This is a genomic window from Streptomyces sp. NPDC060031, from assembly GCF_042736805.1.
GTDB lineage: Bacteria > Actinomycetota > Actinomycetes > Streptomycetales > Streptomycetaceae > Streptomyces.
Map to the genome: position 1 here is coordinate 55,203 of NZ_JBHWVM010000037.1, position 14,231 is coordinate 69,433.

The 14,231-nt window shown below is 74.6% G+C and carries 12 protein-coding genes and 1 pseudogene; 8 read left to right on the top strand and 5 right to left on the bottom strand.

Annotated features, from left to right (window positions below; translation table 11 throughout):
- The first annotated feature begins 33 nt into the window (after window positions 1-33).
- The 5 genes from ACFWB8_RS18620 to ACFWB8_RS18640 all read left to right on the top strand — a co-directional run bounded on the left by ACFWB8_RS18620 (window position 34) and on the right by ACFWB8_RS18640 (window position 8,550).
- Window positions 34-3,600, top strand: coding sequence for a S8 family serine peptidase (locus ACFWB8_RS18620; protein WP_385227620.1), 3,567 nt, complete (start codon window positions 34-36; stop codon window positions 3,598-3,600).
- Between the two features lie 114 nt (window positions 3,601-3,714).
- A complete protein-coding gene (locus tag ACFWB8_RS18625; RefSeq protein ID WP_385227623.1) occupies window positions 3,715-4,455 on the top strand; it encodes a hypothetical protein in 741 nt (246 codons plus the stop codon).
- A gap of 84 nt (window positions 4,456-4,539) precedes the next feature.
- Complete coding sequence (locus tag ACFWB8_RS18630; RefSeq protein WP_385227626.1) at window positions 4,540-5,799, top strand: cytochrome P450; 1,260 nt, start codon at window positions 4,540-4,542, stop codon at window positions 5,797-5,799.
- 60 nt (window positions 5,800-5,859) lie between these two features.
- On the top strand, window positions 5,860-6,819 hold the full coding sequence (locus ACFWB8_RS18635; RefSeq protein ID WP_385227629.1) for a hypothetical protein: 960 nt from the start codon (window positions 5,860-5,862) through the stop codon (window positions 6,817-6,819).
- 39 nt (window positions 6,820-6,858) lie between these two features.
- Window positions 6,859-8,550, top strand: coding sequence for an FAD-dependent monooxygenase (locus tag ACFWB8_RS18640; protein ID WP_385227632.1), 1,692 nt, complete (start codon window positions 6,859-6,861; stop codon window positions 8,548-8,550).
- Window positions 8,551-8,602: 52 nt separating this feature from the next.
- Here ACFWB8_RS18640 and ACFWB8_RS18645 read toward each other — a convergent pair whose 3' ends face one another.
- On the bottom strand, window positions 8,603-9,109 hold the full coding sequence (locus ACFWB8_RS18645) for a gluconokinase (RefSeq protein ID WP_385227635.1): 507 nt from the start codon (window positions 9,107-9,109) through the stop codon (window positions 8,603-8,605).
- Between the two features lie 46 nt (window positions 9,110-9,155).
- Between ACFWB8_RS18645 and ACFWB8_RS18650 the strand changes: the two are divergent.
- Window positions 9,156-9,628: pseudogene (locus tag ACFWB8_RS18650) on the top strand (FadR/GntR family transcriptional regulator); the annotation flags it as partial.
- 31 nt (window positions 9,629-9,659) lie between these two features.
- On the opposite strand, the gene ACFWB8_RS18655 reads toward ACFWB8_RS18650, so the two are convergent.
- Entirely contained in the window at window positions 9,660-10,520 is an 861-nt protein-coding gene (locus tag ACFWB8_RS18655) for an NAD(P)-dependent oxidoreductase (RefSeq protein ID WP_385227638.1), read from the bottom strand.
- Window positions 10,521-10,895: 375 nt separating this feature from the next.
- Between ACFWB8_RS18655 and ACFWB8_RS18660 the strand changes: the two genes are divergently transcribed.
- The gene (locus ACFWB8_RS18660) at window positions 10,896-11,585 is read left to right on the top strand and encodes a lysophospholipid acyltransferase family protein (RefSeq protein WP_385227641.1); all 690 of its coding nucleotides are present in this window, start codon (window positions 10,896-10,898) and stop codon (window positions 11,583-11,585) included.
- Between the two features lie 66 nt (window positions 11,586-11,651).
- Here the strand turns inward: ACFWB8_RS18660 and ACFWB8_RS18665 are convergent, their stop codons facing one another.
- The 3 genes from ACFWB8_RS18665 to ACFWB8_RS18675 all read right to left on the bottom strand — a co-directional run bounded on the left by ACFWB8_RS18665 (window position 11,652) and on the right by ACFWB8_RS18675 (window position 13,854).
- Window positions 11,652-12,371, bottom strand: a complete 720-nt coding sequence (locus tag ACFWB8_RS18665) for a hypothetical protein (protein WP_385227644.1) — start codon at window positions 12,369-12,371, stop codon at window positions 11,652-11,654.
- A 100-nt stretch (window positions 12,372-12,471) separates the two neighbouring features.
- Window positions 12,472-13,326 carry a PhzF family phenazine biosynthesis protein gene (locus tag ACFWB8_RS18670; RefSeq protein WP_385227647.1) on the bottom strand — a complete coding sequence of 285 codons (855 nt, stop codon included), beginning with the start codon at window positions 13,324-13,326 and terminating at the stop codon, window positions 12,472-12,474.
- A 96-nt stretch (window positions 13,327-13,422) separates the two neighbouring features.
- On the bottom strand, window positions 13,423-13,854 hold the full coding sequence (locus ACFWB8_RS18675; RefSeq protein WP_385227650.1) for a GNAT family N-acetyltransferase: 432 nt from the start codon (window positions 13,852-13,854) through the stop codon (window positions 13,423-13,425).
- Window positions 13,855-13,997: 143 nt separating this feature from the next.
- On the opposite strand from ACFWB8_RS18675, the gene ACFWB8_RS18680 reads away from it, so the two are divergent.
- Window positions 13,998-14,198: a hypothetical protein gene (locus ACFWB8_RS18680; RefSeq protein WP_385227653.1), complete on the top strand. Its 201-nt coding sequence runs from the start codon at window positions 13,998-14,000 to the stop codon at window positions 14,196-14,198.
- Window positions 14,199-14,231: the final 33 nt, after the last annotated feature.

The following is a 14,231-nucleotide window of genomic DNA, read 5'->3' on the forward strand; positions in this document are numbered from 1 at the left end:
ACAACCTGCACACGGCGTACGAGGAGACCACACGTGGCACAACGCAACAGACGACGATCCTTACGCACGGCGCTCGCCGCGCTGACCTCGGTCCTGCTCCTGCCCCTCGGGGCGGGCGTCGCCGCGGCGGCGCCGGAACCGGGACCCACCCCCGGCGCGGCCGAGCGCAAGATCGAGCCCAAGCTCCGCGCCCAGCTCGACGACTCGGCCAAAGCCGTCTTCTGGGTCTACCTCGACAGCGCCGCCGACCTCGGCTCCGCGGGTAGGCAGCAGACCCGCGCGGCGAAGGCCGAGACGGTGCTGCGGCTCAAGAAGGACCACGCCGCGCGCACCCAGGCCGAGGTGATCAAGGCCCTGGACGGCGCGAAGGCCGAGTACACCTCGTACTGGATCGTCAACGCGGTGCGCGTCGTCGGCAGCGAGAAGCTCGCCGGGACCCTCGCCCAGCGCCCCGAGGTCTCCCGGATCGACGCAGACGACAAGGTCACCCTCCCCAAGCCCGCCGAGGGCCGGCGCGAGCAGGTCGCCGCCGACGCCGTCGAGTGGAACATCGACCGGATCAAGGCCCCGCAGGTGTGGGACCAGCTCGGGGTGCGCGGCGAGGGCATCGTCGTCGCCAACATCGACAGCGGCGTGGACTACACGCACCCGGCCGTCAACAACCAGTACCGCGGCAAGAACGCGGACGGGTCGTACGACCACAACTACAACTGGTTCGACCCCGGCGGCGTCTGCCCCACCGCGGCGCCCTGCGACAACAACGACCACGGAACCCACACGATGGGCACCATGGTCGGCGACGACGGCGGGGCCAACAAGACCGGCGTCGCCCCGGGGGCCAAGTGGATCGCGGCCAAGGGCTGCGAGACCGGCTCCTGCTCCGAGGCCTCGCTGCTCGCCTCCGGCCAGTGGATCGTCGCCCCGACCGACCTGAACGGCCAGAACCCGCGTCCCGACCTCGCCCCGCACATCGTGAACAACTCGTGGGGCAGCGCGGCGCACGACGACTGGTACCAGCAGATCGTCGACGCCTGGCGCGCGGCCGGCATCTTCCCGGCCTTCTCGAACGGCAACTCCGGCCCGAGCTGCGCGACCAGCGGTTCGCCCGGCGACTACGCGAGCTCCTACAGCTCCGGTGCCTTCGACATCAACGGCGCCATCGCCTCCTTCTCCTCGCGCGGAGCCGGCCCCGGCGGCACAGTCAAGCCGAACATCGCGGCCCCCGGCGTGAACGTGCGCTCCTCCGTCCCGGGCGGCGGGTACGAGTCCTTCTCCGGCACCTCCATGGCCTCGCCGCACACCGCGGCGACCGTGGCGCTGCTCTGGTCCGCCGCGCCCGCCCTCGAGGGGGACATCGCGCAGACCGAGGCGCTGCTCGACGGCACCGCGCAGGACACCGACAGCAGCCAGTGCGGCGGCACCGCCGCCGACAACAACGTCTTCGGCGAGGGCAAGCTCGACGCGCTGGCCGCCGTGACGGGCGCTCCGCGCGGCGCGATCGGCGCCCTCGGCGGCACCGTCCGCTCCGGCTCCGGCGACCCCGTCGCCGGGGTCAAGATCACCGCCGACGGCCCGATCGACCGTACGACGACCACCGCGGCCGACGGCACGTACAGCTTCCGCTCCCTGTCGGTGGGCGAGTACGCCCTGACCGCGTCGAAGTTCGGCTTCGGGCAGCAGACCGCGACGGCCACGGTGACCGAGAACACCACCGCCACGGGTGACTTCACCCTCGCCCAGGCCGCCTCCGGCAAGCTCACCGGCACGGTCTCCTCGGCCGCCGGACCCGCCGCGGGCGCCGCCGTCACCATCGCGGACACCCCGGTGACCGCGACCGCCGACGCGCAGGGCCGCTTCGAGGTCACGCTGCCGTACGGCACGTACGACGTGAACGCCACCCACTCCTCGCGCTGTGTCACCGGCGGAACGGCCAAGGTCACCGTCGCCGGGGACACCACCGTCGCGGTGAACCTGCCCGAGCGCACGGACGGCTACGGCTACGCCTGCGCCGCCGCGGGCGACCGACCGTACCCGGCGGGGGACCGGCAGCTCGCGCTGACCGGCGACAACACCACCGAGCGCGTCGAGCTGCCCTTCCCGCTGCCGCTGTACGGCAAGACGTACGGCCAGGCGTGGATCGGCACGAACGGCACGGTCAGCTTCGGCGGCAACAACACCGGTGACATCAACGGGGACATCCCGAGCGCCGGCACGCCGAACGCGGCCCTGTACCCCTTCTGGGACGACCTCGTCGTCGGCGCGGCCGGCAGCGGCTCGGGCGTCTTCACGGCGGTCACCGGCACCGCGCCGCACCGCAGCTACGTGATCGAGTGGCGCGAGGTCGCCCACTGGTCCGCGCAGAACGACAAGTTCTCCTTCTCGGCGGCGATCGGCGAGGACGGCACCGTGACGTACTCCTACAAGGGGACGGGCGGCACCGGCATCAAGGGCGGCTCCACGGCCACCGTGGGCGTCGAGAACGCGACCGGCAGCGACGCCTTCAAGTACTCCTTCAACACCGCGGTCATCACGGACGGCCTGTCCATCGCCTTCCGGACCACCAAGAGCGGTGTCGTCGCCGGACGCGTCCTCGACGCGAACGACGGCAAGGGCGTCGCGGGCGCCACGGTGACCGTCGGCGCCGGCGACACGGCGGTGTCCGCGACCACGGCCGCGGACGGCGGCTACGTCGTCCAGAGCCCGTCGGGCTCGCGGGCGGTGGCCCTGTCGGCGCCCTCGTACGAGTCCGCCACGGCGACCGTCGACATCAAACCGGCCGACGTCACGACGGTGACGCAGTCCCTGCGCACCGGCAAGGTCACGGCCTCCAAGCCGGCCGTGGAGGCGGTCCTCCCGCCGAACCAGAAGCGGACGCGGACCCTGGAGCTCACCAACCCCGGGCTGGGCACGGACTTCACGGTGACCGAGGACGCGGCCTGGCTGACGGCCACGCCCGGCAGCGGGAACCTCCCGACGGGCGGCAAGTCCCCGATCACCCTCACGGTGGACACCGCGGGCCTGACCCCGGGGACGGTCCTGACGGCCGATCTGAAGATCGCGTCCGCCAGCGGCCGCTCGCCGCTGCTCAGCGTCCCGGTCAAGGTCGTCGTCCCGCGCTACCAGGTCGCCCTGGACGCGGGCTCCGACTACGCGGGCACGGACGTGCTCGGGGACGGCTGGTCCCCCGACCGCAAGTACACGGCCGGCTCGTACGGCTACCAGGGCAGCAGTTCGGTCCAGTCCACCGGCCGCACGATCGCGGGCACGGAGGATCAGCGGCTGTTCCGCAACGCCCGCGAGGGCATGTACGAGTACCGCTTCGACAACGTCCCGAACGGCACCTACACGGTGGAGCTCGGCTTCGCGGAGCTCTCCTCCACCAAGCCGAACAAGCGCGTCTTCGACGTCCTGGCGGAGGGTGCGCAGGTCCTGCCCTCCCTGGACGTCTCCCTGGAGGCGGGCACGTACACGGCCGTGAACCGTACGTACACGGTGACGGTCACGGACGGGGTGCTCAACATCCGCTTCGTCACCCACAGCGGCTTCGGCAAGCCCTTGCTGAACACCCTGCGCGTGACGGACCGCCCCGACAAGAGCTGACCGGATGTCACCCCGCTCCGCTCGGATTGTCGTACCGGCAATCGGGTGGCGCGGGGTGACTACGCCGTGCCACGCGCGGCGGGCGGCGCACGGAGCGTCGTAGCGTGGCTGAACATGACGCTCCAGAGCGACGACCGGACCGACCAGATCCACGCACTCGTACGGTCCACCGACCCCGGGGCCGCCTGGGCGGTCGGCGGCCCCGACGGGGTGCACGCGTCCTCGGAAGGCGCCGACGCCCCACCCGACCGCACGTACGAGGTGGGCGGGCTCGCGGCCGTGCTGGCGCTGTGGCCCGTCATCGGGACCCTGGTCGAGGCGGGGGAACTGAGCCTGCACACCCCGCTGTCCGCCTACGGGGACGGCCTCGCCGAAGCGGCCCCCGCCGGGACCACCGCCCACCACCTGCTCACCCGGGACACGGCCGCGCCACCGGGCACGCTCACCCGCCTCGCGGAACACCTCACCGGCAGCCCGCTCGCCCGGTGCGCCGCCGACCGGATCTGGACCCCGCTCGGCATGACCCGGACCCGCTTCGCCGCCGACGGCACCCTGCACGCGCCCCTCGCCGACCTCGTCCGCTTCCCGCGCCACCTGCTCTCCCCGACGGACCGCCCCATCGCCCGCTCCTGGACCGCCGACTCGCTGCGCATCCGCACCGGCGAGCTCACCCCTGCCCGCGGCCTCCTCTGGCACCCGGCCCCGCACGGCGCCTGGTCCCACGGCGACGCCCCGGCCCTGTGGGTCGCCCCCCGCCACCACCGCTGGGCCCTCTTGCTCCCCACCCGTCCCCCCGGCCCGCTCCGCAGGGCCTTCCGCGACGCGGCGCTCTTCGCAACCACCACTCCGGGCTGAGCTCGGGGCGCGCGCCCCGCGGGAGCGACGTACGGTGATCCCGATGTCACCGAACGTCGTCCACGGCTGCGCGGAGGTACCCCGATGCGTCCGGTCCACGAGGCCGCTCTCGACCCCCTGCGAAGCGGATCCGGCGGCGCCCGGGGCGGCGTCGGGCGGGCCGAGGCCGTGCGCTTCGCCGCCACCCACACCCTGCCCGTCCTCGTACGCGGCTTCGTGACCGGCGGTGGCCGGGGCCGAGCCACGCACCCCTACGCCGCCCCCGCCCGGCCGCACTGGTCCGCCGCCGCGCTGCGCGCCCTGCGGGAACGGCACGGGAGCGCGCCCCTCCTGGTACGCGGCCCCGCCGGGACCGCACTCGTCCTGCTGGACCCGCAGGACTTGCGCCGCTTCCACACCGAGGCGCACGGCGAGCCCCGCGAGGCAGGCCGGTGGATCCACGACGAGGTACTGGCCTCCGACGCCCCCGTCCACCCCTCCTGCCGGCCCTTCCTGGCCGCCGTCGCCGCCGAGGCCCCGCTCCTGACGGCCGCCGGCAGCCTCGAACTCGCCCGCGCCCGCCACACCGTGGCTCGCATCGGACGCCGCATCGTGCTCGGCGACGCCGCCGCCGGCGACGAGGAACTCGCCACCCTGCTCGGCCAACTGCGCGGCGGCCGCGCCCGCAACGCCCGTACCGCCCGGACCCTCCGCGACAAGGCCGTGGCCCGGATCCGGCAGTACGCCGCCCAGGCCGCCCCGCACACCCTCGTCGGCCGGGCCGCCCGCCACGGCGACCCCGTCGGCCCCGCCCAGCACTGGCTGGCGGCCATGGACGCCGTCCCCGCGACCCTGCTGCGCACCCTGCTGCTCCTCGGCGCCCACCCCGCCGAGCAGGACGCGGCCGCCGCCGAAGCCGGAGCCGGCGAGGCCGGCGCCGAACTGCCCCGGCTGCGGGCCTGCGTCCGGGAGTCGCTGCGGCTCTTCCCGGTGGTGCCCGACCTGGTCCGCGTCACCCGCACCGAGACCGAGTGGCAGGGCGAGCGCCACCCGGCGGGCACCACCCTCCTGGCACCCGCCGCCTTCCACCAGCGGGATCCGGAGCACGTGCCGGCCGCGAACGTCTTCGTACCGGGCCGCTGGAAGGCGCCCGAATCCGACCACGACATCCGGATGGCCCCCTTCGGCCACGGCGCGGGCCGCTGCCCCGGCAGCCGGCTCGGGCTGCTGCTCACCTCCGCGCTCTGCGCCGAGGTGCTGCGCGGCCACCGCGTCGAGTCGACGCGGCCGGTGCTCAACCCCACGGGCCCGCTGCCCACGACGCTGGACCCGCAGGGCATCCTGCTCACGCTCGGCCACCGCTGACCACCTCCGCTGCCCCCGCTGACCACCGACCCCGAAACCCCGATGCAACGCGAGGAACCCATGTCCGACGCCGTGACCTCCGCGTCCACCGACCCGGACGTCGCCCTGCTGGGTGCCGTGTGCCGCGAGCTCGCGGAGGCCGCCGACGCCGTCGGCGAAGCCGCCCGGCACGCCTCCGCGCTGGCGCTCGGCGCCCGCCTGCCCGCAGCCGCCCTCGCCCGGGGCGGACGCCGCAGACCCGCCTGGCGCACCCTGCTGCGCACGCTCACCGACCCGGCGGGTTTGGGCTGGGCCCCCCGCGGCCGGGGCGTGGCGGCGGCGGGCCGGCTCGCCGGGATCCTCACGGGCCGGGAGAGCCTCGCCGTCAGCATCGCCGTGTGCGGGCTGAAGGCCCGGATCCGGGCCGCGAGCGCCGGCCGCCCCGGGCTGGCGGCGCACCCGGACGCGGCCGCAGTCTTCAGGGCAGTCGAGGAAAACCGGCAGGGCGAGGCCGTCCGCGCGTTCCGCGCGCTCATGCGCAGTCGGGGCTCCGCGTACGCCTTCACGCTGCTCTCCCCGGCCTTCGCCGACCTGCTCGCCTGGCACGCGCTGACCGACGAGAACCCGTTCAACGACCACGCCGGCTGGCAGGTGGCCACCGGCCGGGCCATGACCGCGGACCCGCTCCTCGGGTTCGGCGCCGCCTGCCTGGCCTTCTTCGACCGCGGCCCGGGCCGCGGCGAGCCCGCCCCGCCGGGGGCCGCCCGGAGGGTCACCGCCACCGCCGTCGTGGCCGCGGCGCCCGCCCCCGCGCCGACCCGGCCCCCCGCCCAGGCGCCCGCCTCGGCGCTCCGCTCGCACGCCGCCGGTCTGCGCTCGCACGCCGTACGGCTGCGCGCGGCCGTGGTCCACCTGCGCTGGACGGGTCCGAAGGGCGAGGCATTCCGCAGCGAGGTGCGCGGCTTCGCCGACCGCTGCGCCGTCGCCGCGAACGGCTTCGCGCTGGCCGCGAACCAGCTCGACGCGGCCGGGTCGCTGTAAGCGGAACGCCACGCGACGATGGATGCGGAGGCGACGCCCATGACGCACACCGACGCGAGGAGCGTACTGATCGCGGGCGCCGGCCCGGTCGGCCTCACCGCGGCGGTGGAGTTGAGCCGGCGCGGCGTGGACTGCCGCCTGGTCGACCGGCTCCCGGCGCGGCTGCCGTACGCGAAGGCCGTCGGCATCGTGCCCCGCACCCTGGAGATCTGGGACCGGATGGGCCTGGTCCGTACCGCCCTGGAAGCCGCCGTCGCGATGCTCGGGCAATTGGTGTACGTGAACGGCGTCGAGCAGCCGCGGATGGACATGCGGCTCCCGCCCGAGGTGCCGTACGGCTTCGCCGCACTGCCGCAGTACGAGACGGAGCGGATCCTGGAGGAGCACCTGGCCCGCTTCGGCGCGCGGATCGAACGGGGCACCGAGCTCGTCTCCTTCACCCAGGACGCCACCGGGGTCACCAGCCTGCTGACGACGGCCTCCGGGGCGCAGGAGGAGGTCCGGTCCGCGTTCCTGGTGGGCTGCGACGGGGCGCACAGCGCGGTCCGCAAGGGGCTCGGGCTCACCTTCGGGGGTGGCGCCTTCCCCGAGGAGTACATGCTCGCGGACGTGCAGGTCGACTGGGACATGCCGCACGGTTACGGCGTACGGGCCATGCACCGCGACGATGACGGCGTCATCGACGACGTGCTGGTGTGCATCCCGCTGCCCGGCCCCGGCCGCTACCGGGTGTCGATGCTGCTCGCCCCCGGCCTGTCCGCCCGCGACCTGTCCGCCCGCGACCTGTCCGCCCGCGGCGGGCAGGACGGCGCGGCCGCGGACGGCATCGACCACGGGCTCGTCACGGGCCGCGGCCCCGAACTGGCCGATATCCAAAAGGTGCTCGACCGTCTGTCGCCGCAGCCGACGCTCGCCTCCGCGCTGCGCTGGTCCTCGGTCTTCCGCATCAGCCACCGCATCGTGGACCGGTACGGGCAGGGGCGGGTCTTCGTCGCCGGGGACGCGGCGCACATCCACCCGCCGACGGGCGCGCAGGGCATGAACACCGGGATTCAGGACGCCTGCAACCTGGCCTGGAAGCTGGCGCTGGCCGTCGGGGGCGCCGCCCATCCGCGGCTGACGGCGAGCTACGACGCGGAACGCCGGCCGGTCGGCGAGGAGGTCGTCGGCCGTACCGTCCGGCACGCGACGCAGGGCGGCGTACAGGCCGACGCGGCGGACCCGGCGGTGATGATGCTGCGGGAGGCGCAACTGCTCGTCGGCTACCGCGGCAGCCCCATCGTGGGCCCGGTCGCGGGTGTGGCGCCGCAGGGCCCGCAGGCCGGTGACCGGGCACCGGACTGCGAGGGACTGAGCGGTGCCATCAGTACCTACCCGCTTCGCCTCCACGATCTGCTGCGCGATCGCGACGGCCATGTGCTGCTGCTCTACTCGGACACGGCCGGGGCGGCGGGACTCGTCGAACTGGCCTCCACCGCCCGGGCCTTGTCGGGCGGCCGCGTGGAGACCTGCATCCTGCTCGCCGACGGCGCACCCGCCGGCTCGGCGGGGCCGCTTCCCGTGTACCGGGACGCCCGCGGGGAGTTCGGCAGGATCTACCGGCCGCAGGGCCCGACCCTGTTCGCGGTGCGCCCGGACGGCTATCTGGGGGCCCGCTCGTCCCCGCCGACGTCCGCTGCCCTGGCGGCGTACCTGGCCGAGACCTTCGACGAGGTGCCGGAGGACCAGTGACAACAGGAGCACGAAGCCCAGGCCGACCACCGAGATTGTCGGGTGAGGGCCGTCAGGGTGTGGGGAGCCGGCGCAGGGCTGCCAGTGCCCGCTCGGTGATCTCTTCCGGGGTCCCGGACACGTCTACGGCGACGCCGACTTCGTCCGCCTGGAGCGGCTCGAGCGTCGCGAACTGCGAATCCAGCAGTGTCGTGGGCATGAAGTGGCCCCTGCGGGCCGCCATCCGCTTCTCGATCAGCGGGCCCTCACCGGTGAGGTGCACGAACACCGCGTCGGGAGCGGTGGCGCGCAGCCGGTCGCGGTAGGCGCGCTTGAGCGAGGAGGCCGACACCACGCCGCCACGGGTCCCGGCCCGGTTGCGGATCCACTCGCCGATGGCGTCGAGCCAGGGCGCGCGGTCCGTGTCGTCCAGCGGGGTTCCGGCGGACATCTTGGCCACGTTGGCCGCCGGGTGGAAGGCGTCGCCCTCCGCGTACGGGATGCCGAGCGCGTCCGCGAGCAGTGCGCCCACGGTCGTCTTGCCCGTGCCGGCCACGCCCATCACCACAATGACGCGCATCACCGCGTACCTCACTGTCCTCGTCGACCTCGGCTCGTGGGGGGAGTTCGAAGCCTCCCGCACGGTGGTCAGGGAGGTGGTCCGGGTCCTGGAGTCGATGCACCTGGTCCAGTCGCGGCGCCGGGTCGGCGTCACCGTGCGCCCCACCGAGGAGTGGAACGTCTACGACCCGCGCGTCATCCGCTGGCGCCTCGCCGGCAGCGACCGGCCGCGCCAGCTGCGCTCCCTACCTCGCGCGGCCACCAGCTGGAGGGCTACCTCCGTCACGACATCGCCTTCCACCGGATCGTGCTCGACGCCTCCGGCAACGAGATGTTCGCCCGGCTCGGCGATGTGGTGGCCGAGGTCCTGACCGGCCGCACCGAGCACGAGGTGATGTTCCACGACCCCGATCCCGCCGCCGTCACGCTGCACGTACAGGTGGCCGAGGCCGTACGGGAGGGGGACGCGGCCCGCGCCGAGGCGCTGACCCGGCGGATCGCGGTCGGCGCGCTGGAGGAGCTCGACGTCCTCGCTCCGCAGGGACCGGCCGACCGGCTGACCGGCCCGGCTACGGGGTGTCGGGGAAGCTCGCGAAGTAGCCCGCCGCCATGTCCTCGGCGCCGTGGCCCTGGGCGTCGGCCCGCTCGAAGCGGGCCCGGGCGGCGACCGCCAGGTCCACCGCGACGCCTGCCGCGCCGGCGGCCTCGGCGATGAGGCCGGTGTCCTTCGCCGCGCCGCGGACCGTGAAGTTCGGGGCGAAGTCCCGGTCCAGGACCGCCCGCATCTTGGCCTGGAGGTACGGGCTGTCCATCGGGCCGCCGGTCACCGCCTGTGCGAAGAGCTCCGGGTCCACCCCGAGGCCCTCCGCCAGCGCGAGGGCCTCGCCGACCGCCGCCGTCACCGTGATCGCGTACCCGACCGTCGCCAGCTTCAGCCGGGTCGCCGCGCCCGCCTCGTCCCCGACGCGCACGATCCTGCTGCCGACGGCGTCGAAGACCGGGTCCAGCCGCGGCTCCGCCGGCCCCGAGACGAGCACCACCAGGGTCCCCGCCTCGGCGGGCTGCCGGGTGCCCTGGACCGGGGCGTCCACGAAGACGAGTCCCTGCTCCCGGGCGAATCCGCCCAGTTCCTCGAGCGCGGCCACGCCGACCGTGCCCATCTGGGCCCACACCTGCCCGGCGTGCAGCCCCGGTGCGGCCGCGGTCATGGCCCGGGCCACCGCGGCCCCGTCGTTGAGCATGGTGAGCACCACCTCGGCCCCGGCCACCGCCTCGGCCGGCGTGTCCGCGACCACCGCCCCCTCGGCGGCCAGCGAAGCCGCCTTCTCCCGGGTCCGGTTCCACACCCGTAGCCCGTGGCCGGCTCGGAGCAGGTTCCGGGCCATGCCCGAGCCCATGATCCCGGTCCCCAGCAGCGCGACTGCGCTCACGGCGTCACTTCCCTTCCGGAAGAGTCCAGTACGTCCAGTGTCGACTGCCGGACCCGGTACGGGGTTCAACTCGCGACGGTCGGCGGGGCCTTACCGGGGCCGGACACACGCCCGAGCAGGTCTGGCCGGGGTTCCAGCCGGAGTTGCCGCCGCCGTCGGTGATCTGGAGCCCGGTGCCGCACCGACGCCGCCGGTCCGATCACCCTCGCCGACAAGGCGCTGCCTCTCTCGTCGGCTCTCCGGGCCCGACCGGCCCGCGACCCGGTTCCGGTCCCCATACGGGGTGAGTACGGCTACTCATGCCCGCGCCGCCGCCCGGCCCGACCATGGACATCGCCACCGCATCACCGCAGCGCCACCCGAACGGGGACGTCCATGCTCAGCCGAATCGCCGCCGCCGTCCTACCCGCCGTGGGGAGGCTGACGGTCACCGCCGACGCCGACGCCGATGCCGTGGCGCGGCCCGCCGCCGGCAGCATCATCGTCGCCAACCACACCTCCCTCGCCGACCCCGTCGTCGTGGTCGCGGCCCTGCGGCGGTACGGGATCGACCCCGTCATCCTGGCCACCGGAGGCCTGTGGCGGGTGCCCCTGCTCGGCGCCGCGCTGCGGCGCGAGGGGCACATCGCCGTCCACCGCGGCACGGCCCGCGCCCGCGAGTCCCTGGACGCCGCGGCCGCGGTCCTCGCCGCCGGTCACAGTGTGCTCATCTACGGCGAAGGCCGACTGCCGGGCCGCCTCGACGCGGGGGAGTCCGCCCCCGGCCCCTTCCGCAGCGGGCCCGCCCGGCTCGCGGCCGCGACGGGAGCCCCCCTCGTGCCCGTCGGCCAGGCCGGCGCCCGCCGACTGTGCTCCGGCAGCCGGGGCAAGCAGCTCGCCGGAGCCGTCACCGCCCCGCTGCGGCGGCCCCGCCTGCACGTCCACATCGGCGCGCCGCTCCACCTGCCCGACCGGGTGCCGCAGGCCACGGACCGGGCCCGCTCGGCGGTCACCGCCGCGTGGCGGACGGCGGTGCTCGCCCTGTCCGAGCCCGCTCAGGAGCCGGGGCGGGCACGGGACCGGTGACCGGCGGTCTTCGCGAGGTTCCCGCAGGGTTCCATCGAGCACCCGCGGCGCCGGGCTGAGCGAGCCTCAGCGGGTGGTGTGCGGAAGGTACACGTAGGTGGCGGCGGACCGGTCGGCGTCCGTGTCGATGAAGTACACCATCAGGGGGGTGCTGCCGGTCGGCCCGCCGGCCGTCGCGCGCAGCCGGTAGCGCTCCACGCGCCCGGCCTCGCGGGCGAGCGGGGCGCCGCCCGTGTACATGGATTCGGGCTCGTGGTCGTTGGCGATGCGCAGGGCGGCCGCCTTCCAGGTGCCCGAGGGCGCGTCGAAGCGCTCCAGCGCGAAGCCCGGCCCGCTGCCCGGTGCGTCACCGGGTTCGCCGACGAGGAACTCCATCTGGAAGGCGATCAGCAGGTGCCCGTACGCGGCGGAGTTCCCGTTCCGCAGGGTGACGGTGAACTCCTGCGCGGCGCCGCCCCGTACCAGGGCGAGCCCGCCGCCCCGGGTGTCGACCGACGCCCGCAACCGGGTCGGAGCGGGCGGCGGGGCCGGGGCCGGCGGCCGGGGCGCGGAGGATGAGACGGCAGCCGCCGGGGTGGCTGACGCGGAGGCCGGAGCAGATGGGGGAGCCGAGGGAGCCGAAGCCGACGCCGACGCGGAAGGCGATGTCGAGGCCGACGGCGAGACGGTCGGCGGCGCCTTCGCGGCGGTCCCGTCCTCGTCCTCGCACCCGGTGGACCCGGCCAGCAGGACGGCGGCCACGGCCACGGCGGACAGGACCCGGCCGGGTCTGGCAGGTGCGGGCATGAGCGGGTCCCCCGAGGTCGGCTGTCGCAAGAACGTAGCAAGCAGCCGGCCCACGGACGAGATCGAGCGGGCGTCGGGGCGGAGACGGTTCGGTCACGGGTCAGACGTGCAGGGTCGCCTCCAGCACGGTCACCGCGTGCCCGGACAGATGGACGCGGTCACCGTGGAGCGAGGCGACGACCAGGCCGGTCCGAGCCGAGGCCTGGAGGCCCGTGAGCCCGTCGGGGCGGCCCAGCCGCGCCGACCAGTAGGGGGCCAGGGCGGTGTGCGCACTGCCGGTGACCGGGTCCTCGGGGATGCCCTCGGCGGGGGAGAAGAAGCGGGACACGAAGTCGTACTCCAGCCCCGCCGAGGCGGCCGGCGCGGTGACGATGACCCCGCGCAGCCCCTCACGGCGGGTCAGCGCGGCCACCGCCCCGAGGTCCGGCCGCACCGCCCGGACGGCCGCCTCGTCGGGCAGCACCGTGAGCAGGTCGCCCAGGGCGCCCGTACGGTACGCGGCTTCGGGCCGCACCCCGAGGGCTTCGGCCAGGCCCGGCGGTACGGGCACCTCGGTGGCCGGGGCGGCGGGGAAGTCCAGGGTGATGGACCCGTCGTCCTCGCCCCGGGCGGTGAGGACGCCGCTGAACCGGCTGTGGAACCGCACCGGTCCGGTCAGCAGCCCCTCACGGCGCAGCGTGTGGGCCGTGGCCAAAGTGGCATGGCCGCACAGATTGGTCTCGACGAGCGGAGTGAACCACCGGATCTCCCAGTCGGTCCCCTCCACCGTCTCCCCGCCGCTTTCCTCCCCGGCCGGGAGGGGCAGGGCGAAGGCGGTCTCCGAGTGGTTCAGTTCGGCCGCGACCTGCCGCAACCGGGAGTCGTCCGGCCACTGTCCGGCGGGGAGCAGACAGACGCCGGCGGGGTTTCCGGCGAAGGGGCTCGTGGTGAAGGCGTCTACGATCTGGATGCGCATGCGGCGAACGTACCGAGGCCAATCATGTCCGCGGCAAGGCCAATTCCAGGAAAGTGGACTAGCGGACTAGTGGACTGCCCGACGGGCCGTCCGGTGTCAGACCAGCGGCTTCTCGAAGTTGAAGGCGGTCACTGCCATCCGCTCGCGGAAGTAGAAGCGGTGGGCGTCGGTCCGCTGGGTCCCGGAATCGAGCGTCAGCGCGGTGCAGTCGGCCGCCCGGGCGTGCTGCTCCAGGTGTGCGAGCAGCGCGTGGCCCACACCCGTGGAGCGGGAGGCGGCGGCGGTGACGAGGTCGTCGACGTAGAGCTTGCGGATCAGGTAGGTGTTGGCGACGATCCGCCAGCCGGCCGCGCCGACGCACACGCCGGCGTCGTCGTAGGCGGCGGTGAAGCGCAGCCCCTGGCCGTGCCCCTCCTCCAGGATCCGCAGGAACAGCTCCTCGTCGAGGTGGGTGCGCAGTTCCAGCAGTACGGGGAGCAGGTCGCCGGTCAGCCGGGGGTCGCCGGGCTCTAGGTCGATGATCTTCATGGCACCAGCCTAAACCGCCCGCGCGGTCACTCGGTCGTCGGCCAAACGGCTTGGTCTTGACCGGGCCCGGCCGTGCTGCGGGACAGCGCGCGGACTCCTCTCTAGGTTCGGGCATGCCCCCTCCCTGCCTGAAAGGTGCATCCATGCGTTCCGTGCGCTCCGTGCTCACCGTCCTGGCCGCCGGCGCCATCGTCCTCGGCGGCGCGTCCGCGGCCGTTGCCGACGTGACCGTCACCGCCCCGGCCGAGAACTCGTACGTGTTCGTCTTCGGCGACTGGTCCCAGTTCGCCCTCGACGACATCTTCAACGCGGGCCACGACAACTTGGTCGGCTCCAACAACTGAGCCTGAGCCCCCGGCCCTCCGGCAGCCGCTGCC